At 68.6% G+C, this 19877-nt stretch carries 19 protein-coding genes; 9 read left to right on the plus strand and 10 right to left on the minus strand.

Annotated features, from left to right (window positions below; genetic code table 11):
* Window positions 1-19: 19 nt before the first annotated feature.
* The 6 genes from gyrB to dnaA all read right to left on the minus strand — a co-directional run bounded on the left by gyrB (window position 20) and on the right by dnaA (window position 9321).
* Window positions 20-2104 (minus strand): DNA topoisomerase (ATP-hydrolyzing) subunit B, encoded by a 2085-nt coding sequence (gene gyrB, locus ACIBVL_RS12980; RefSeq protein ID WP_399096473.1) that lies wholly within the window; start codon window positions 2102-2104, stop codon window positions 20-22.
* 475 nt (window positions 2105-2579) lie between these two features.
* A complete protein-coding gene (locus tag ACIBVL_RS12985; RefSeq protein ID WP_399096476.1) occupies window positions 2580-3110 on the minus strand; it encodes a DUF721 domain-containing protein in 531 nt (176 codons plus the stop codon).
* Window positions 3107-4231, minus strand: a complete 1125-nt coding sequence (gene recF, locus ACIBVL_RS12990) for a DNA replication/repair protein RecF (RefSeq protein WP_399096479.1) — start codon at window positions 4229-4231, stop codon at window positions 3107-3109. The genes ACIBVL_RS12985 and recF overlap by 4 nt, the downstream gene beginning before the upstream one ends.
* 41 nt (window positions 4232-4272) lie before the next feature.
* Complete coding sequence (gnd, locus tag ACIBVL_RS12995) at window positions 4273-5148, minus strand: phosphogluconate dehydrogenase (NAD(+)-dependent, decarboxylating) (protein WP_399096482.1); 876 nt, start codon at window positions 5146-5148, stop codon at window positions 4273-4275.
* Between the two features lie 197 nt (window positions 5149-5345).
* On the minus strand, window positions 5346-6476 hold the full coding sequence (dnaN, locus tag ACIBVL_RS13000; RefSeq protein ID WP_399096485.1) for a DNA polymerase III subunit beta: 1131 nt from the start codon (window positions 6474-6476) through the stop codon (window positions 5346-5348).
* Between the two features lie 901 nt (window positions 6477-7377).
* Window positions 7378-9321, minus strand: a complete 1944-nt coding sequence (gene dnaA / locus ACIBVL_RS13005) for a chromosomal replication initiator protein DnaA (RefSeq protein ID WP_399096488.1) — start codon at window positions 9319-9321, stop codon at window positions 7378-7380.
* A 381-nt stretch (window positions 9322-9702) separates the two neighbouring features.
* Here dnaA and rpmH point away from each other — a divergent pair, with 381 nt between their 5' ends.
* The 9 genes from rpmH (at window position 9703) to ACIBVL_RS13050 (ending at window position 16611) form a co-directional block, all read left to right on the plus strand.
* Entirely contained in the window at window positions 9703-9840 is a 138-nt protein-coding gene (gene rpmH / locus ACIBVL_RS13010; RefSeq protein WP_003956500.1) for a 50S ribosomal protein L34, read from the plus strand.
* A 21-nt stretch (window positions 9841-9861) separates the two neighbouring features.
* Complete coding sequence (gene rnpA, locus ACIBVL_RS13015; protein WP_399096491.1) at window positions 9862-10233, plus strand: ribonuclease P protein component; 372 nt, start codon at window positions 9862-9864, stop codon at window positions 10231-10233.
* Entirely contained in the window at window positions 10230-10583 is a 354-nt protein-coding gene (gene yidD, locus ACIBVL_RS13020) for a membrane protein insertion efficiency factor YidD (RefSeq protein ID WP_399096494.1), read from the plus strand. The genes rnpA and yidD overlap by 4 nt, the downstream gene beginning before the upstream one ends.
* A 3-nt stretch (window positions 10584-10586) precedes the next feature.
* A complete protein-coding gene (yidC, locus tag ACIBVL_RS13025) occupies window positions 10587-11858 on the plus strand; it encodes a membrane protein insertase YidC (RefSeq protein ID WP_399096497.1) in 1272 nt (423 codons plus the stop codon).
* A gap of 15 nt (window positions 11859-11873) precedes the next feature.
* Complete coding sequence (locus tag ACIBVL_RS13030) at window positions 11874-12386, plus strand: protein jag (protein ID WP_399096500.1); 513 nt, start codon at window positions 11874-11876, stop codon at window positions 12384-12386.
* Between the two features lie 119 nt (window positions 12387-12505).
* Window positions 12506-13222, plus strand: a complete 717-nt coding sequence (rsmG, locus tag ACIBVL_RS13035; RefSeq protein ID WP_399096503.1) for a 16S rRNA (guanine(527)-N(7))-methyltransferase RsmG — start codon at window positions 12506-12508, stop codon at window positions 13220-13222.
* Between the two features lie 284 nt (window positions 13223-13506).
* Window positions 13507-14580, plus strand: coding sequence for an AAA family ATPase (locus tag ACIBVL_RS13040; RefSeq protein WP_399097226.1), 1074 nt, complete (start codon window positions 13507-13509; stop codon window positions 14578-14580).
* Window positions 14577-15680, plus strand: coding sequence for a ParB/RepB/Spo0J family partition protein (locus ACIBVL_RS13045; protein WP_399096506.1), 1104 nt, complete (start codon window positions 14577-14579; stop codon window positions 15678-15680). The genes ACIBVL_RS13040 and ACIBVL_RS13045 overlap by 4 nt, the downstream gene beginning before the upstream one ends.
* Window positions 15681-15993: 313 nt before the next feature.
* Window positions 15994-16611, plus strand: a complete 618-nt coding sequence (locus ACIBVL_RS13050) for a GNAT family N-acetyltransferase (RefSeq protein WP_399096509.1) — start codon at window positions 15994-15996, stop codon at window positions 16609-16611.
* Between the two features lie 91 nt (window positions 16612-16702).
* On the opposite strand, the gene trxA is transcribed toward ACIBVL_RS13050, so the two are convergent.
* From trxA to sigM, 4 genes are all read right to left on the minus strand, one after another.
* Entirely contained in the window at window positions 16703-17035 is a 333-nt protein-coding gene (gene trxA, locus ACIBVL_RS13055; RefSeq protein WP_399096512.1) for a thioredoxin, read from the minus strand.
* 43 nt (window positions 17036-17078) lie between these two features.
* Window positions 17079-18047 carry a thioredoxin-disulfide reductase gene (gene trxB / locus ACIBVL_RS13060; protein WP_399096515.1) on the minus strand — a complete coding sequence of 323 codons (969 nt, stop codon included), beginning with the start codon at window positions 18045-18047 and terminating at the stop codon, window positions 17079-17081.
* A 166-nt stretch (window positions 18048-18213) separates the two neighbouring features.
* Window positions 18214-19149, minus strand: coding sequence for an anti-sigma factor family protein (locus ACIBVL_RS13065; protein ID WP_399096518.1), 936 nt, complete (start codon window positions 19147-19149; stop codon window positions 18214-18216).
* A complete protein-coding gene (gene sigM, locus ACIBVL_RS13070) occupies window positions 19146-19871 on the minus strand; it encodes an RNA polymerase sigma factor SigM (protein ID WP_399096521.1) in 726 nt (241 codons plus the stop codon). The genes ACIBVL_RS13065 and sigM overlap by 4 nt, the downstream gene beginning before the upstream one ends.
* Window positions 19872-19877 lie beyond the last annotated feature (6 nt).

Below are 19877 nucleotides of genomic sequence, written 5' to 3' on the forward strand. Positions count from 1 at the left end.
GCGGTCAGCTGAGACCGACTCAGATGTCGAGGAAGCGGACGTCCTTGGCGTTGCGCTGGATGAAGGCGCGGCGCGCCTCGACGTCCTCGCCCATGAGGACCGAGAACAGGTCGTCGGCCTGGGCGGCGTCGTCGAGGGTGACCTGGCCGAGGACGCGGTGCTCCTGGTCCATCGTGGTGACGCGCAGTTCCTCGGCGTTCATCTCGCCGAGACCCTTGAAGCGCTGGATCGAGTCCTCGCGCACCCGCTTGCCGCGCTGACGGCCCATCTCGATCAGCGCGTCGCGCTCGCGGTCGGAGTACGCGTACTCGATGTCGTCCCGGCCCCACTTGATCTTGTAGAGCGGGGGGCGGGAGAGGTACACGTGCCCGGCCTCGACCAGCGGCCGCATGAAGCGGAACAGGAAGGTCAGCAACAGGGTGCTGATGTGCTGGCCGTCGACGTCGGCGTCCGCCATCAGGATGATCTTGTGATAGCGGAGCTTCTCGATGTCGAAGTCCTCGTGCACACCGGTGCCGAAGGCCGAGATCAGCGCCTGGATCTCCTGGTTCTGCAGGATCTTGTCGATCCGTGCCTTCTCCACGTTGAGGATCTTGCCGCGGATCGGGAGGATCGCCTGGTACTGCGGGTTGCGGCCGGACTTGGCCGAGCCGCCGGCGGAGTCACCCTCGACGATGAAGATCTCGCACTTGGTGGGGTCGTTCGACTGGCAGTCGGAGAGCTTGCCCGGCAGGGACGCCGACTCCAGCAGGCCCTTACGGCGTGTCAGATCCCGGGCCTTGCGGGCCGCCACGCGCGCGGTGGCCGCCTGGATGCCCTTGCGGACGATGTCGGCCGCCTCGACCGGGTTGCGGTCCAGCCAGTCCTGGAGGTGCTCGTAGACCGCCTTCTGGACGAAGGTCTTCGCCTCCGTGTTGCCCAGCTTGGTCTTGGTCTGGCCCTCGAACTGGGGCTCGCTCAGCTTGACCGAGATGATGGCGGTCAGACCCTCGCGGATGTCGTCACCCGTGAGGTTGTCGTCCTTCTCGCGCAGCAGCTTCTTGTCGCGCGCGTACTTGTTGACCAGGTTGGTCAGCGCCGCGCGGAAGCCCTCCTCGTGCGTACCGCCCTCGTGCGTGTGGATGATGTTGGCGAAGGAGTACACGCCCTCGCTGTAACCGCTGTTCCACTGCATCGCGACTTCGAGGGAGAGGCTGCGCTCCTTGTCCTCGGCCTCGAGGTCGATCACCGTCGGGTGCACCACGTCGCCCTTGCGGGAGTTGAGGTACTTCACGAAGTCGACGATGCCGCCCTCGTAGTGGTACGTGACGGTCTTGACCTCGTCCTTGACGTCGGCGCCCGCCTCGTCCGCCCCGGTCGTGGCCTTCGCCGACTCGCGCTCGTCGGTGAGTTTGATCGTCAAACCCTTGTTGAGGAACGCCATCTCCTGGAAGCGCCGCGACAGCGTCTCGAAGGAGTACTCCGTGGTCTCGAAGATGTCGCCGTCGGCCCAGAAGGTGACCGAGGTACCGGTCTCCTCGATGGCCTCGTGCTTGGCGAGCGGCGCCGTGGGGACGCCCATCTTGTAGTCCTGCGTCCAGCGGTGACCGTCGGTCCGCACCTCGACGGCGACCTTGGACGACAGGGCGTTCACGACGGACACACCCACGCCGTGCAGACCGCCGGAGACCGCGTAGCCGCCGCCGCCGAACTTGCCGCCCGCGTGCAGCACGGTCAGCACGACCTCGACGGCCGGCTTGCCCTCGGACGGGACGATGCCGACCGGGATGCCACGGCCGTTGTCGACGACACGGACGCCGCCGTCGGCCAGGATCGTCACGTCGATCGTGTCCGCGTGGCCGGCCAGCGCCTCGTCGACCGAGTTGTCGACGACCTCGTAGACGAGGTGGTGCAGACCACGCTCGCCTGTGGAGCCGATGTACATACCGGGGCGCTTGCGGACCGCGTCCAGGCCCTCGAGGACGGTGATGGCGCTGGCGTCGTACGAGGCGGTGACCTCGCCGTTCGAGGTGTTGGCCCCGCCGTTCGCGCCGGCGTCGGTGGACGGGATGTTCTCGTTGGGGTTGCCGGAATCGGCCACGAAGCGCCCTTTCTGGCACAGCACGAGCCAGGCTCCTGGGGGTCCCCCTCCGGGGGAGGGTGCCGGAGCGGCTGCGGCATGTTGCGTTGGTAAGCCTTGATCAGCGTTGCTCAGCTTTTCCCGGGCGGTCCCCACGTTTGGGGCGGGATTGGCTTCCAGTCTACCGGTAGCACTGACACTGATGGGGGTTTGCCGGTACCTGAGTCCGGATGTGCCGCCCTCAACCGGTCTCCGACGGGTCCCGATATACGGAAGGGGGCTCCAAGAGGCTCACGGAGGCACTCAGCGCTTCCGGGTGTCAACCCTTGGCTACCGGGGAGTCAGGTCGGAATTCGCAACCGTGTGCGGGCCGTTCGTGGCCGGTGAGGAGGCTCTGGACGGGAGCCGCCCGGGGCGTGCGGAGATCGCCCGGAGAGCCTCCGAGGGCCGCCCGCGGGCAGAGGAGACGACGGCCGCTGCGGCATGGGGAGACAGCCCCGACCGTCGTACGTGACGCAGATCACCCGTAGGTGTCGCCGGGTCCCTGGCTCCCGGGGGCCCTCAACGGGCCGTACCGTCGGGGCGGCCCCCCGGGACCCTGCACCTTGATCAACTTCACCCGGCCGTGCCCGAGGTCCTCGTTGAGCCGCGCCACCAGGGTCGGCGCGAGCAGCCGCAGGTTCGTCGCCCAGGCCGTGGAGTCGCAGCGCACCACCAGTACCCGCTCGTCCTCGTCGTAGCGCTCCGGTACACAGTGCTTGGCCACGTCCGCACCGACGATTTCCGGCCAGCGGCCCATCACCCCGCCCACCGCGGCCGGCGCCTCCCAGCCGCGCTCGGTGAGCAGCCGGTTGATCGCCGCGCCCAGCGCCATCGGGTCGCGACCGTCCGCCCGCGCGCCGGAGCGCAGACCGCCACCACGCCGCGCCTGCCTCTTCTGCTGGGCCGCGTCCCCACGTGCGCGTGCCTGCTCACGCGCCGCGCGCAGCGCCACACGCGCGAGGTCGACGCCGGACGGCTCGGGCACCTTCTTCGGCTCCTGCTCGCTCATGCGCGTACCACCGTCCCGTCCGACACGGCGTACCGCGCGCCGCTGAGCACATCCGGTACGTCGTCGTCGACCGCTGCCGTCACCAGCACCTGCTCCCCGGGCGCGACCAGCTCGGCCAGCCGCTCCCGCCGGCGGGCGTCCAGCTCGGCGAAGACGTCGTCGAGGACCAGCACGGGCTCATTGCCCTCGGCCCGCAGCAGGTCGTAGGAGGCCAGCCGCAGCGCCAGCGCGTACGACCAGGACTCGCCGTGGGAGGCGTACCCCTTGGCGGGCAGCTGGCCGAGTTTGAGCAGCACATCGTCCCGGTGAGGGCCCACGAGCGTGACGCCCCGCTCGACCTCCTGCTTACGGGCGTCCGCGAGAGCGGCCATCAGCTGCACGTACAGATCCTCGCGCGTGTGGGCCTCGCCGGGCGCGGACGGCTTGTATTCCAGCGCGACCGGTCCGCCGCCCGGCGCCAGCTGCTCGTACGCCTTGTCGGCGAGCGGCTGGATCGCGGCGACCAGATCGAGCCGCTGCGCGAGAAGTTCGGCGCCCGCGCGCGCGAGGTGCTGGTCCCATACGTCGAGCGTGGACAGGTCAGCCCCCCTCCGCCCGCCGTGCCGACGCGCGAGCGCGGCCGACTTCAACAGGGTGTTGCGCTGCTTGAGCACCCGCTCGTAGTCGGACCGCACCCCCGCCATCCGCGGGGAGCGCGCGGTGATCAGCTCGTCCAGGAACCGCCGCCGCTCCCCGGGGTCGCCCTTGACGAGCGTGAGGTCCTCGGGGGCGAACAGCACGGTCCGTACGATGCCCAGCACGTCCCGGGGTCTGACCTGGGAGGAACGGTTGATACGGGCGCGGTTGGCCTTGCCGGGGTTCAGCTCCAGCTCGACCAGCTGCTGCCGCTCGCCCTGCCGGACCTGCGCCCTGATGATCGCGCGGTCGGCGCCCATGCGGACCAGGGGTGCGTCGGAGGCGACCCGGTGGCTGCCGAGGGTGGCGAGATAGCCGACGGCTTCGACGAGGTTCGTCTTGCCCTGCCCGTTGGGGCCGACGAAGGCGGTGACGCCCGGGTCGAGCGGGACCTCGACCCGTGCGTACGAGCGGAAGTCGGCCAGCGACAGATGCGTGACGTGCATGGTCGTTCGCCGACCTCCCCCAGCGTTCAGTAGGTGACTGGTTACTTCTTCTCGACCGCGTGGCCGCCGAACTGGTTGCGCAGCGCCGCGATCATCTTCATCTGCGGCGAGTCCTCCTGGCGGGAGGCGAACCGCGCGAACAGCGAGGCCGTGATCGCGGGCAGCGGCACGGCGTTGTCGATGGCGGCCTCCACGGTCCAGCGGCCCTCGCCGGAGTCCTGTGCGTAACCCTTCAGCTTGTCGAGGTGCTCGTCCTCGTCGAGGGCGTTGACCGCCAGGTCGAGCAGCCAGGACCGGATGACGGTGCCCTCCTGCCAGGAGCGGAAGACCTCACGCACGTCCGTCACGGAGTCGACCTTCTCCAGGAGCTCCCAGCCCTCGGCGTAGGCCTGCATCATGGCGTACTCGATGCCGTTGTGGACCATCTTGGCGAAGTGGCCGGCGCCGACCTTGCCGGCGTGCACCGAGCCGAAGTCGCCCTCGGGCTTGAGCGCGTCGAAGACCGGCTGCACCTTGGCGACGTTCTCCGCGTCGCCGCCGTACATCAGCGCATAGCCGTTCTCCAGGCCCCAGACGCCGCCGGAGACCCCGCAGTCGACGAAGCCGATGCCCTTGGCGGCCAGCTCCTCCGCGTGCTTCTCGTCGTCCGTCCAGCGGGAGTTGCCGCCGTCCACGACTACGTCGCCCGGCTCCAGCAGCTCGGCCAGCTCGTCGATCGTCGACTGGGTGGGGGCACCGGCCGGGACCATCACCCAGACCACGCGGGGGCCCGCGAGCTTGCCCACAAGTTCTTCGAGGCTGTGGACATCCGCGAGATCCGGGTTGCGGTCGTATCCGACGACGGTGTGGCCCGCGCGGCGGATCCGCTCGCGCATGTTGCCGCCCATCTTGCCGAGGCCGACGAGACCGAGCTCCATCAGTTGTTCCTTAGGTCGCTGTGTGGCGTGTGGGGCACCTTCGTACCCATGTCCGAGCCTAAACCCGGACCCTCACGCACACCTGTGGGCATACGCGCTCAGACGTAGCGCCCATCCGCGCGTCCACCTGCGGTTTCACCCACAGGCCGGGAGCCGTTCCTCCACGGCCTGTGGACAACTTCAGGCAGCTCGGCCGCTCAGCCGCTCAGCCGCACCGGCATGATCAGGTACTTGTAGGCCTCGTCCGCCTCGGCGTCCACAGCCGGCTTGCCGCTGAGCAGCGCGGGCTTCGTGGACGTCGTGAAGGACAGCTGGGCGACCGGGGAGTCGATGGCGCTCAGACCGTCCAGCAGGAAGGTCGGGTTGAAGGCGATCGAGATGTCGTCGCCCTCCAGCTGTGCGTCGACCCTTTCCACAGCCTGTGCGTCGTCGCTGGAGCCGGCCTCCAGGATGAGCACGCCCTGCTCGAAGCTGAGCCGCACCGGGGTGTTGCGCTCGGCGACCAGGGCCACACGCTTGACGGCCTCCACGAAGGGGGCGGTCTCGATCACGGCGACGGAGTTGAACTCGGTCGGGAAGAGCGTGCGGTACTTCGGCAGGTCGCCTTCGAGGAGGCGGGTGGTCGTACGGCGCCCGGCACCCTCGAAACCGATCAGGCCCTCGCCCCCGCCGGAGCCGGACAGCGCCAGGATGACGCTGTCGCCGCTGGTGAGCGCCTTGGCCGTGTCCAGGAGCGTCTTGGCGGGCACCAGGGCGACCGCGGAGGCGTCCGGGTTCTCCGGCTTCCACAGGAACTCGCGGACCGCGAAGCGGTAGCGGTCGGTGGAGGCCAGCGTGACCGTGTCGCCCTCGATCTCGATGCGCACACCGGTGAGGACGGGCAGCGTGTCGTCACGGCCCGCCGCGATCGCGACCTGGGCGGCGGCGGAGGCGAAGACTTCGCCGGGGACCGTGCCCGTCGCGTTCGGCATCTGGGGCAGGGACGGGTACTCCTCCACAGGCAGTGTGTGGAGGGTGAACCGGGAGGAGCCGCAGACCACGGTCGCCCGTACACCGTCTGTGGAAATCTCCACCGGGCGGTTGGGGAGGGCGCGGCAGATGTCGGCCAGCAGGCGGCCGGAGACGAGGACCGTGCCCTCCTCCTCGACCTCGGCCTCCACGGACACGCGCGCGGAGACCTCGTAGTCGAAGCTGGAGAGGCTGAGGGCGCCGTCCTCGGCCTTCAGCAGCAGGCCGGCGAGGACAGGCGCCGGCGGACGGGCCGGGAGGCTGCGTGCCGCCCAGGCCACTGCCTCCGCGAGTACGTCGCGTTCCACCCGGATCTTCACTCTTGCCGCCTCCTGCTGTTGCCGGCGCTTCTCGGCCTGCCTGGCTTCGTCGTCTGGTCTCGGTGTGATCGCTCCCTGGGGAGGGAAGGACCACCGGGGACCAGTCTGACGCACCGCACTGACAGTAGGTGCCTCTCGGGGTCAAGTCGTGACGAGGGGCAGTCGGGCGCCGAAGAGCGAGTTGTGCACAGGACCCCCTTCGAAACGGATTTCTCGCTCTCTCTAGTTGTCAGTAGTAGTAGGGCCTGTGGATACCGTGGATAACCTCGTCTTCCCAGGTCAGAGGCGAGATTTTATCCACCGGCCCTGTGGGTGGAGGCGGTGGACAACCGGGGTCTTCTGTGGAGAACAGAAAGTTCTGCACACTCCGTGCACAGGGAGGGCCGAGTTCTCCCCAGCTTCGTCCCCAGCTTTGCCGACCTTTCCCACAGGCCGACTCGGCAGCTTCGTGTGACGCCTTTCACTCGACCCGGTGAGAACGCGCGTCGCGTTGCCGAACAGTGGACAGAGATGTGGAGAAGCGGCCGATCGCTGGGGACAACCGGCGATGTCCTGTGGGTAGCCGGTGGACAACTTCGTGCACAGCCTGTGGATCATTTCTCTGTCCACAGCCTGTGGAGATCCTTCGTCCACGAATCCACAACCTGTTGACCTGGTCCGATCGTCCTTCAACAGGCCCACCTGTGGATACAGTCTGGACAACTTCCCGGTCCCCAGGGTGTGGACGGCAAAAAGTCATCGAATCTGTGGAGAGCGGCCGTAACCCGGCGCCTATTCGAACAGCGGATGACGGGGAGCCCCTCGGCGGCTGCGGCTGCCCCTCCTCCGGTGCGCCTGCGCCACACGCAAAGGGCGCCCCGGGAACTGTTCCCGGGGCGCCCTCGGCGCGCTCGTACGGCTGTCAGCCGGCCTTGATGCGGTTGGTCAGCTCCGTCACCTGGTTGTAGATGGAGCGGCGCTCGGCCATGAGGTTGCGGATCTTGCGGTCCGCGTGCATGACCGTCGTGTGGTCGCGGCCGCCGAACAGCGCGCCGATCTTCGGCAGGGAGAGGTCCGTCAGCTCGCGGCAGAGGTACATCGCGATCTGGCGGGCCGTCACCAGCGCGCGCCCCCGTGAGGTGCCGCACAGGTCCTCGACGGTGAGACCGAAGTAGTCGGCGGTCGCGCTCATGATGGCCGTCGAGGTGATCTCGGGCGCCGAGTCCTCACCGCCGGGGATGAGGTCCTTCAGGACGATCTCCGTCAGACCGAGGTCCACGGGCTGCCGGTTGAGCGACGCGAACGCCGTCACCCGGATCAGCGCGCCCTCCAGCTCACGGATGTTGCGCGAGATCCGGGAGGCGATGAACTCCAGCACCTCCGGCGGGGCGTTGAGCTGTTCCTGCACCGCCTTCTTGCGCAGGATCGCGATCCGCGTCTCCAGTTCCGGCGGCTGGACGTCGGTGATCAGACCCCACTCGAAACGGTTCCGCAGCCGGTCCTCCAGCGTCACCAGCTGCTTGGGCGGCCGGTCGGAGGACAGCACGATCTGCTTGTTGGCGTTGTGGAGCGTGTTGAAGGTGTGGAAGAACTCCTCCTGGGTCGACTCCTTGTCCGCCAGGAACTGGATGTCGTCGACGAGCAGGATGTCCATCTCGCGGTACCGCTTGCGGAAGCTGTCGCCCTTGCCGTCACGGATGGAGTTGATGAACTCGTTGGTGAACTCCTCCGAACTGACGTACCGCACACGCGTGCCGGGGTAGAGGCTCCGCGCGTAGTGTCCGATCGCGTGCAGCAGGTGGGTCTTGCCGAGCCCCGACTCGCCGTAGATGAAGAGCGGGTTGTAGGCCTTCGCGGGCGCCTCGGCCACGGCGACCGCGGCCGCGTGCGCGAAGCGGTTGGAGGCGCCGATGACGAACGTGTCGAAGAGGTACTTCGGGTTCAGCCGCGCGGTCGGCTCACCGGGCCCGCCCGGCGACGGCGACGGCCCGGCCGGTGACCCGGGCCCACCGGGGCGCTGTGGCGGACCGGAACCGGCCGGCGGCTCGGGCAGCTCGCGCCGGCCCGCCTCACGCTGGTCGTAGTCGGGCCGCTTCTGCTCGTACGGCGAGGAGTCGTACGACGGCCGCTCCATCGGCTGCGGCCGGTAGTCCTGTGCCGGCCGGCCGTAGGAGTCCTGGTCGTAGGAGTCCTGGGACGGAGAGGCGTACGGGTCCTTGGCGGGAGGGCCGTAGGAGTCCTGCGACGGAGAGGCGTACGGGTCGCGCTCGGGGAAGCCGAGCCGCTGCTGCTGCCAGCTGTACTCGTCCTGCTGCGGCCGCGGCCAGGCGCCGGGCTCGGGCCGCTGGTACTCCGACGGGTACGCGGGCCGCGCGATCGGCAGCTGCTCCCCGCGGGGGTTCTCGCCGGAGGGTCCCGGGGGCTGTTCGGCGCGGTGCCGGCCGTAGCCCTCGTAGGTGTTGTCGTACGTGATGTCGTAGCGGCCCTTGGGCTCCTCGTACGGCCCGTCGTACTGGCCGGACGGCAGTTCGGGCTCCTCGTAGCGCGGCTGCTGCTGGGCGGGGCGGGCCGACGGGGCCGGGGGCTCGCCGACGGAGTCGTCGACGGTGATCGCGATGCGGATCGGACGGCCGCACTCGCGGCTCAGGGTCTCGCTGACGATCGGGGCGAGCCGGCCTTCCAGTACGCCCTTCGCGAATTCGTTCGGCACGGCGAGCAGGGCGGTGTCGGCGACCAGCGCGAGCGGCTGACAGCGCCGGATCCAGCGCTCGTCCTTCGCTTCGACCCCTTGGGTACGACCTTCCCCGAGGAGATGCTCCAGTACTCGTGGCCACACTGCGGCAAGATCGGCAGGTACATCAGCCACAGGGCACGCTCTCTCGTGGGTCCCACGAACGTGTGGTTGCGGGACGGGTCGGGATTCGGCTCGGGGGGAGCCAACAACAGGGGACAAAGGAACGAATCGGAGTCCAGTCACGGTAGTCAGGGCGGCGGGTGCGGTTCAAGTTGTTGTCCCCAGGCTGTGGATAGTGTCTCCCGGTGACCCCTGGTTTGACCGGATGGCGCAGCCGCGCGTACCGTAACCAGGTCGAGTTGTCGATGGCTGCTGCCGCCTGCCTCCGATGGGCACAGATCGCGTCAGGTGATCGGGAAGCGGTGCACTCGGGCGTAACGAGAGCTACTCGTGGGCGCACGGTGACAGCCAGGACGGCACCCGCCACACCGATTTGATTTCTGGAGCCCCCGAGTGAGCAAGCGCACCTTCCAGCCGAACAACCGTCGTCGCGCCAAGACCCACGGCTTCCGGCTGCGTATGCGCACCCGTGCCGGCCGCGCGATTCTCGCGTCCCGCCGCAGCAAGGGTCGCGCCCGTCTGTCCGCCTGATCCCGGTCAGGTCATGCCGTCGTGCTGCCCACCGAGAACCGGCTGAGGCGGCGCGAGGACTTCGCGACCGCGGTACGACGAGGGCGCCGGGCCGGACGCCCGACGCTCGTCGTCCACCTTCGAAGCGGTGCCACGGACCCGCACGCGCCTGGGGAGAGCGCTCCCCCGACGCGTGCGGGTTTCGTCGTGAGCAAAGCCGTGGGCGGCGCGGTCGTACGCAACCAGGTGAAGCGCAGACTTCGTCACCTGATGCGCGATCGAGTCGTCCTGTTGCCCCCCGGTAGCCTGGTAGTCGTACGGGCGCTGCCCGGCGCGGGCGACGCCGACCACGCACAGCTGGCCCAAGACCTTGATGCCGCCCTTCAACGGTTGGTGGGAGGGGGCGCGCGATGAAGTACCCGCTGCTGGCCCTGATCAAGCTGTACCAGTGGACGATCAGTCCGCTGCTCGGGCCGGTGTGCAAGTACTACCCGTCGTGTTCCCACTACGGCTACACGGCCATCGACCGGCACGGCGCGATCAAGGGAACGGCACTCACCGCCTGGCGCATCCTGCGGTGCAACCCGTGGTCGCTGGGCGGTGTGGACCATGTCCCGCCGCGGAAACGCCCGCGGTGGCACGAAATGCTGCGCGACGCCTGGCGTGCACGCAGGGGCGGGACCTCCGCCGCCTCAACGGCCGGCGAGGAGAATTCTTCTTCGAGCCCGGCCGCAGAGACCTCGTCCCATGCCCAAGGAGCATGATTAGTGGACACGATTGCCAGCCTCTTCAGCTTCATCACGACACCCGTTTCCTGGGTCATCGTCCAGTTCCACACGGTGTACGGCAAGATCTTCGGCCCTGACACCGGGTGGGCCTGGGGCCTGTCGATCGTGTCCCTGGTGATTCTGATCCGCATCTGCCTGATCCCGCTCTTCGTGAAGCAGATCAAGGCCACGCGGGCCATGCAGACGCTGCAGCCCGAGATGAAGAAGATCCAGGAGCGCTACAAGAACGACAAGCAGCGCCAGTCCGAAGAGATGATGAAGCTGTACAAGGAGACGGGCACCAACCCGCTCTCCTCGTGCCTTCCCATCCTGGCGCAGTCCCCGTTCTTCTTCGCCCTCTACCACGTGCTCGACGGCATCGCGTCGGGCGACAAGATCGGCGTCATCAACGACCAGCTGCTCGAGAGCGCGCGGAACGCGCACATCTTCGGCGCTCCGCTGGCCGCCAAGTTCACCAACAGCGCCGCGGAGGTGCAGGCCCTCGGCGCCTCGCTCACCGATGTCCGCGTTGTCACCGCCGTCATGATCGTCCTGATGTCGGCCTCGCAGTTCTTCACCCAGCGCCAGCTGATGACGAAGAACGTCGACACGTCGGTGAAGACCCCGTTCATGCAGCAGCAGAAGATGCTGATGTACGTCTTCCCCGTGATGTTCGCCGTCTTCGGCATCAACTTCCCCGTCGGTGTCCTCGTCTACTGGCTGACCACCAACGTGTGGACCATGGGCCAGCAGATGTACGTCATCCACAACAACCCGACCCCGGGTTCCAAGGCCCAGGCCGCGTACCTGGAGCGCCTCCACAAGCACGTCACGCACCACGGCAAGACCCGCCGCCGCAGCGAGAAGACCATCATCAAGGCGATCGTCGCCAAGGGCCGCGACCGCAACGAGGCCGAGCGCAAGTTCATCAACGGTCTGACCAAGGCGGGCCTCGCGGCCCAGGCGGACGGCAGCGTGGTGAAGAGCGACGCCCAGACCGTCGTGGAGACCGAGGACGGTACGACCACGACCTCGGCCGCCGCCAAGCGGCAGCAGCCCAAGCGGCAGACGAAGTCGAAGCGCCAGTCCGGCGGCCCCAAGGCGGCAGGCGAGACCATCTCGCTGAGCAAGTCCGACGAGCCCGAGGACGCCAAGCCCTCCGGCGCCGCCCAGCCGGCCGCTCCCAAGGCCGGCTCCACTGGCCGCAGCAAGGCGCAGTCCGGGCAGCGCAAGGGTGGCCCGCAGCGCCCCAAGTCCCCCTCCAAGAAGTAAGAAGGAGCCCATCCCGTGACGGAAGGCACCACCTCCGCCGCCGCCGAGGGTGCAGACACCCTGACCCGCCTGGAGCAGGAGGGCGAGATCGCGGCGGACTACCTCGAGGGTCTGCTGGACATCGCCGATCTCGACGGCGACATCGACATGGACGTCGAAGCCGACCGCGCCTCTGTGTCGATCATCAGCGACACGGGCACCCGTGACCTGCAGAAGCTTGTCGGCCGGGACGGCGAGGTGCTGGAGGCACTGCAGGAGCTGACGCGCCTGGCCGTGCACCGGGAGACCGGCGACCGCAGTCGGCTGATGCTGGACATCGCGGGCTACCGCGCCAAGAAGCGCACCGAGCTCTCCGAGCTGGGCGCCAAGGCCGCGGCCGACGCCAAGAACAGCGGCGAGCCCGTGAAGCTGAAGCCGATGACGCCCTTCGAGCGCAAGGTCGTCCACGACGCGGTCAAGGCCGCGGGCCTGCGCAGCGAATCCGAGGGCGAGGAGCCGCAGCGCTTCGTCGTCGTACTCCCCAACTGATTCGGTACGTACATCTCTCCCGGCCCCGTCTGTTGCGCAGACGGGGCCGGTTCTTGTCAGCCTGGTAGTTCTGGTGGTCGGCGCCGATGGCGTCGATGCGGTACGGAAGGACGGTCCCCGTGACGGAGGCAGCGGAGCTCCCCCCTGCGCCTGAAGTGGCACGCGAGGTATTCGGTGATCGCTTCGCGGATGCGGTCCGGTATGCCGAGCTCCTGGCCGAGGCCGGCGTGCAGCGCGGCCTCATCGGCCCGCGTGAGGTGCCCCGCCTGTGGGAGAGGCACATCCTGAACTGCGCGGTGCTCTCCGAGGTCGTGCCCGAGGGCGTGACCGTGTGTGATGTCGGCTCGGGCGCCGGACTGCCCGGCATTCCCCTCGCGCTTGTCCGCGAGGATCTGAAGATCACCCTTCTGGAGCCGCTGCTGCGGCGTACGAACTTCCTGACCGAGGTCGTCGAACTCCTCGGCCTGGACCATGTGACCGTGGTTCGCGGCCGTGCCGAGGAGGTCATGGGAAAGCTCCAGCCCGTCCATGTGGTGACCGCCCGTGCCGTGGCGCCCCTGGACCGTCTGGCCGCCTGGGGCATCCCCCTGCTGCGTCCCTACGGGGAGATGCTCGCCCTCAAGGGTGACACCGCGGAGGAGGAACTGAAGAGCGCGGCCACCGCCCTGAGCAAGCTGGGCGCCGTCGGCACCTCGATCCTCCAGGTCGGTGAGAACATCGTCGATCCGCTCTCCACGGTGGTGCGGGTCGAGGTGGGGGAGAGCCCCGGCGGTGTGCGGTTCGCCGCCAAGCGGGCGAAGGCGGCCCGGACGGGGCGGGCGCGTCGGCGGCGCTGAGGCCCCAGGGGCTGGAGTAGGCGTCATGACGGTGAGGCGTACTCCACACAAGCTGCCCGGCATACGCCTGACGGAGTGTCGCGACAGTTCGGCCGCGAGCGCTGTGCATCGTGTTTCACGTGAAACGTCGCTCACTGCTCCACGGCATCATCAGCCGCGGCCGCGCCGCAGCCGAACCCCGCGACCGTAAGCCGCTCGGTTCACTCGATAAGGGACGGGAGTTGTCCACAGAGGTGGATTTCTCCACAGAACCCCAGGCCTCACTGGTTCGCGACCCCGAAGACATGGCAGGCTCTGTTCATTGCGAGCTTGAAGTCGAGGAGAGTGAATCCTTGCGGTCCGACGCCAACATCGCGGGACCGATGGCCGATCCGGTCCCCGGTCCCCGTACCGAGTCCTTTGGGGAGGATGTTTCACGTGAAACACCGCCCCCGATGGACGACACTCCGATCGGTCGTGCTGCCCAACTGGCGGTGGAGGCACTGGGCCGCGCCGGCGAGGGCCTGCCACGCCCTGAGCAGACCCGGATCATCGTGGTCGCCAACCAGAAGGGCGGGGTGGGCAAGACGACGACGACCGTCAACCTTGCCGCTTCCCTGGCCCTGCACGGCGGTCGCGTGCTGGTGGTCGACCTCGACCCCCAGGGCAACGCGTCCACTGCCCTGGGCATCGACCATCACGCCGAGGTCCCGTCCATCTATGACGTGTTGGTCGAGAGCCGCCCGCTTGCGGAAGTCGTTCAGCCGGTCCCGGATGTCGAAGGCCTCTTCTGCGCCCCTGCCACGATCGATCTCGCCGGTGCGGAGATCGAGCTGGTGTCCCTGGTGGCACGAGAGAGCCGACTGCAGCGGGCCATCCAGGCCTACGAACAGCCGCTGGACTACATCCTCATCGACTGCCCGCCCTCGCTCGGCCTGCTGACGGTCAACGCGCTGGTGGCCGGTGCGGAGGTCCTCATCCCGATCCAGTGCGAGTACTACGCGCTGGAGGGTCTGGGCCAGCTGCTGCGCAACGTCGACCTGGTGCGTGGGCACCTGAACCCCACCCTGCATGTGTCGACCATCCTGCTCACCATGTACGACGGCCGGACGCGTCTGGCGTCGCAGGTCGCCGAGGAGGTGCGTACCCACTTCGGCGACGAGGTGCTCAGGACGAGCATTCCTCGCTCGGTCCGTATCTCGGAGGCGCCGAGCTACGGGCAGACGGTGTTGACGTACGATCCAGGATCTAGCGGCGCCCTCTCCTATCTTGAGGCGGCACGAGAGATCGCGCTGAAGGGTGTGGGCATCAGCTATGACGCCACCCACGCCCATATCGGCGCCCAGAACAACCCGAGCATGGTGGAGGGGACCCAGTGAATGAGCGACGGAGGGGGTTGGGCCGTGGTCTCGCCGCACTGATCCCTGCCGCCCCGACAGAGAAGACGCCGGCGCAGACCGCAGTGGGAGGCGCGGGCTCCGCGTCCGCAGCGGCTGTCCCGGGGCCTGCCTCCGACCGCGGAGTGGCCGCGGCAAAGGTGGCCACGCTTCCGAATGTTTCACGTGAAACAGAGGAGCCGTCGGCGTATGCCGTGGCGGAGACGCCCGCCCCGCCCATCGGCGCGTACTTCGCGGAGATCCCTCTCGACGCGATCACGCCGAACCCGCGCCAGCCGCGAGAGATCTTTGACGAGTACGCGCTGGAAGAACTCGTCACCTCCATCAAGGAGGTGGGCCTCCTCCAGCCGGTCGTCGTGCGGGAAGTAGGGCCGGAGCGCTATGAGCTCATCATGGGTGAGCGGCGCTGGCGGGCCTGCGGTGTGGCGGGCCTGGAGGCGATCCCGGCGATCGTGCGGGCCACGGACGACGAGAAGCTGCTCCTGGACGCTCTGCTGGAGAACCTCCACCGGGCGCAGCTGAACCCGCTGGAAGAGGCCATGGCCTACGACCAGCTGCTGAAGGACTTCCACTGCACGCACGACCAGCTGGCGGACCGGATCGGCCGGTCCCGCCCGCAGGTCTCCAACACACTGCGTCTGCTGAAGCTCTCGCCGGCGGTCCAGAACCGGGTGGCGGCAGGGGTGCTCTCCGCCGGTCATGCCCGGGCGCTGCTCTCCGTGGAGGACTCGGAGGAGCAGGAGCGGCTGGCCCACCGGATCGTGGCCGAGGGGCTGTCGGTGCGGAGTGTCGAGGAGATCGTGACCCTCATGGGTTCCCGGCCGCAGACCGCGCAGCGCGCCAGGAAGCCGCGCGCGGGTGCCCTGGTCTCTCCGGCGCTGTCCGAGCTCGCCACCCGGCTCTCGGACCGCTTCGAGACGCGGGTGAAGGTCGACCTGGGGCAGAAGAAGGGCAAGATCACCGTCGAGTTCGCCTCCGTGGAGGACCTGGAGCGGATCCTCGGCACCCTTGCTCCTGGCGAGGGGTTCGCCCTGCAGAAGGGACTCGGCGAGGAGGGCGACTCCGAGGAAGCGGAAGACTGAGCCGTACGTCGGCCATGCGACCGTCTGAGCGAGCCGTGTCCGGTGTGTCCGGAACACGGCTCGCTCTTTGCATTCAGCCGGTATCGAGGGGAATCGCATCGTGGATACGATGCGATGGGTTATGGCGCATCCACCAGGCAGCACCTCGGAGTGGGAGGGCGAGGGCCATGCGAACGATGAGCCGGACCGGACTGGTGAGCGCGGGGTTGGGGCTGGGCGCGGTCGGCGGTTTCGTCGGCAGTCTGCTCAGGGAACGCAGCGCTCTGACAGCCGCTCGCGATGCTGCGGGCGAAGGAAGCGAGGAACAGCCTTCATGGGGCGTCGGCTTGTACCGCTCACGCTGGACAACCTTCAGGACCTTCCCAAGCGCTGTCGCTCGTGCGTCTTCTGGGAACTCGACCCCGTCAGTGGTGAAGCCGCGCTGAAGGCGGGTACGGCGGCGCTGGAGAAGGAGTCCTGGATCTCGGCTGTCCTGCTGGACTGGGGATCGTGCGGCCGGGTCGTCTACGTCGACGACGTCCCCGTCGGGTTCGTCCTCTACGCGCCGCCGGCCTATGTGCCGCGTTCGACGGCGTTCCCCACAAGCCCTGTGTCACCGGACGCGGTGCAGCTGATGACCGCGTTCATCATGCCGGGGTATCAGGGGCAGGGGCTGGGCCGGGTGATGGTGCAGACGGTCGCGAAGGATCTGTTGCGGCGCGGCTTCAAGGCGATCGAGGCTTTCGGCGACGCCCGCTGGAAGGAACCCGGCTGCATGCTCCCGGCCGATCACCTGCTGGCGGTGGGCTTCAAGACGGTCCGGCCCCATCCCAGCCACCCTCGGCTGAGGCTGGAGCTGCGGACCACGCTCTCCTGGAAGGAAGACGTGGAGATGGCGCTGGACCGGCTGCTGGGAGCCGTGCAGAAGGAGCCGGCGCTGCGACCGCTGTAGGGGGCCAGAAACACGATTGGGCCAGCCCGTTCGGGCCAGCCCATTCGTGTTTCACGTGAAACATTGCCGCCGGAGCGACCGGCTCAACGTGTCACTCCGCGATGAAGGTCTCCAGGTCGCGGACGAGCGCTGCCTTCGGCTTGGCGCCGACGATGGTCTTGGCGACCTCGCCGCCCTGGTAGACGTTCAGCGTCGGGATCGACATGACACCGTACTTGGCTGCCGTGCCCGGGTTCTCGTCGATGTTGAGCTTGACGATCTCGATCTTGTCGCCGTGCTCCGCCGCGATGGCCTCGAGGGAGGGAGCGATCTGGCGGCACGGGCCGCACCACTCGGCCCAGAAGTCCACCAGAACGGGCTTGTCGCTCTTGAGGACGACCTCATCGAAGTCGGCGTCGGTCACATTCTTCAGGGTGCCGGCCACAGGGGGCTCCTTAAATTCCTTGTGCGGTGGGGCGGGAGGGGGATCAGACAGAGGTCTTCTCGGGCTCGGCCTGCTCCTCGTCCGCGAGGGCGGCGAGGTAGCGCTCGGCGTCCAGAGCGGAGGAACAGCCGGTACCGGCCGCGGTGATCGCCTGGCGGTAGGTGTGGTCGACCACATCACCGGCGGCGAAGACACCGGTCACGTTCGTCCGGGTGGAGGGCGCGGCCACCTTCAGGTAGCCCTCCTCGTCCAGGTCGAGCTGGCCCTTGAAGAGCTCGGTGCGCGGGTCGTGGCCGATCGCGATGAACAGGCCGGTGACCGCCAGGTCGGAGAGCTCGCCGGTCTTGAGGTTGCGCAGCTGCAGGCCGGCCAGCTTCGGGTCGCCCTGGATCTCCGCGACCTCGCTGTCCCAGATGAACTTGATCTTCGGGTCGGCGAAGGCGCGCTCCTGCATCGCCTTGGAGGCGCGCAGGGTGTCCCGGCGGTGGACGATGGTGACGGACTTGGCGAAGCGGGAGAGGAAGGTGGCTTCCTCCATCGCGGTGTCGCCACCGCCGATCACGGCGATGTCCTGGTCCTTGAAGAAGAACCCGTCACAGGTGGCACACCAGGAGACACCGCGGCCGGAGAGGGCGTCCTCGTTCGGCAGGCCGAGCTTGCGGTGCTGGGAGCCGGTGGCGACGATGACGGCCTTCGCACGGTGGACCGTGCCCGCGGTGTCCGTGACGGTCTTGATCTCACCGGTGAGGTCGACGGAGACGATGTCGTCCGGGACGAGCTCGGCGCCGAAGCGCTCGGCCTGGGCGCGCATGTTGTCCATGAGCTCGGGGCCCATGATGCCGTCCTGGAAGCCGGGGAAGTTCTCCACCTCGGTGGTGTTCATGAGCGCACCGCCCGCGGTGACGGCACCTTCGAACACCAGCGGCTTCAACGACGCGCGCGCCGTGTAGAGCGCGGCGGTGTAGCCGGCGGGCCCGGAGCCGATGATGATCACGTTACGGACGTCGCTCACGGCTTTGTTCCTCGTCTCTGGTCTGCGTCGTTCGACCGGTGGGAGCTGCTCTGAACTCTCACCCCACCCAACGGATCCTAAGGGGCATGCATTCCCGGTGTGTCCGGGCACACGGAGGGACGTCCCCGCGGGAGGAGCCGCCGGGGACGGAGCCGCAGGTGGACTGTCAATGACGCGTGTAGGAGTTCTTCAGAAGGATCTTGGCCGCGCCTGCCGACGGGTGCCCGACACAGGTCCGGTCCATGAGATAGGCGTCGACCTTGGTGCTGTCGGAGGCATCCGGCAGCAGGACGAGCAGAGCGTCCGTCCCCTGGTACCTGCCCTCCTCGGTGGCGAGGGCGGCGTCGCTGCGGCCGATGCCCTTCTGGACACAGGGGGGGACCGTGGGCTGCTGGAAGACCCTGGGCCTGGGGCTGGCCGTGTCACCGTTGATACCCATGCTGTTCGGTGCCTTGGAACCCTGCGCCTTGTCGAGGAGGACCCCGACCTGCTCCTCCAGGGTGCCCTGGGAGAACGTGTCGGCGGCGGTGGACTGCCCGTGCGCTGAGGTGCCGGGTCCTCCACTGTCCGTCAGCGAGGACACCAGGACGCCACCGAGCCCCAGGGCGGCGGCACCGAAGACGGCGCCCAGGACGGCGACCCTGCGGCGCCCGCCCCGCTTGCGCCCCTTGCCGTCCTTGCGGCCCGGGCCGGTAGTGGCGGTACGGGCGTGTCCCGAGGGCCGGTGTATTGCTGTCGGTGTTTCACGTGAAACACCGGGTGCGTCGGCGTCGGGGTCGCCAGCGAGCACGGGAGACGCCTGCGGGGACTCCGGGGCCTTCGAGGTGGGCTCGTTCCCTGAGGCGGTGGCGCTCAGGAGGGCTTCGGTGGTGAGGGCCGCATCGATGCGGTGGGCGACGTCGTCCGGCATCCGTGGCGGACCGGGGAGCGTGCCCAGAAGACCGCGGATCTCCTCGAGCGAGGCGTGGACCTCGGCGCAGAGATCGCAGCTGTCGAGATGCCGGCGCACATCGGCGCTCCGGGAAGGGGTGAGCAGGCCCTCGGTGAGGTCGGAGATCTCCGCGACGTCCGGGTGCCCGGTCGTGTCCGTCGTCGATGTCACGCTCGCCCACCTCCGCCCTTCACAGCAGCTGAATCGCCTGTCCCGGCGTTGTCCGGTCCCCCGTCGCGAGGTTCCGCTGCCGGTGGGACGGATGCCCCCTGCGCCCGGTTCCGTACCCCGCCGCTTTCCTTCGCGTCGCCGGTGCGTTCCGGCCGTAGATGGGTGAGCAGGGGCAGGAGTCGGGCTCTGCCACGGGCACAGCGGCTCTTCACCGTCCCGGTCGGCACATCGAGCACGCGGGCGGCCTCGGCGACGGGGTAGCCCTGCATGTCCACCAGGACGAGTGCGGCCCGTTGGTCGGGCGGAAGGGTGCCGAGCGCTTCGAGGAGCTGGCGATGCAGATCGTTGCGTTCGGCGGGGGCCGAGGCGGACTCGTGCGGCTCCAGGAGTTGTTCCAGCCGTTCCGTGTCGTCGACCGGCGAGGTCTTGCGGGAGGCCGCCTTGCGGGCCCGGTCCAGGCAGGCGTTCACGGTGATGCGGTGCAGCCACGTCGTGACGGCGGACTGGCCGCGGAAGGTGTGGGCCGCACGGTAGGCCGACACAAGGGCGTCCTGAACGGCGTCAGCGGCCTCCTCGCGGTCTCCCAGCGTCCGCAGGGCCACGGCCCAGAGCCGGTCCCGGTGGCGCCGTACAAGCTCACCGAAGGCGTCCGAGTCGCCCTCGACGTGGCGAGCGAGGAGGTCCTGGTCGCTCACTCCGTCATATCCGGCGCCTTCAGCCATGGACCC

The organism is Streptomyces sp. NPDC049687 (assembly GCF_044465285.1).
GTDB lineage: Bacteria > Actinomycetota > Actinomycetes > Streptomycetales > Streptomycetaceae > Streptomyces.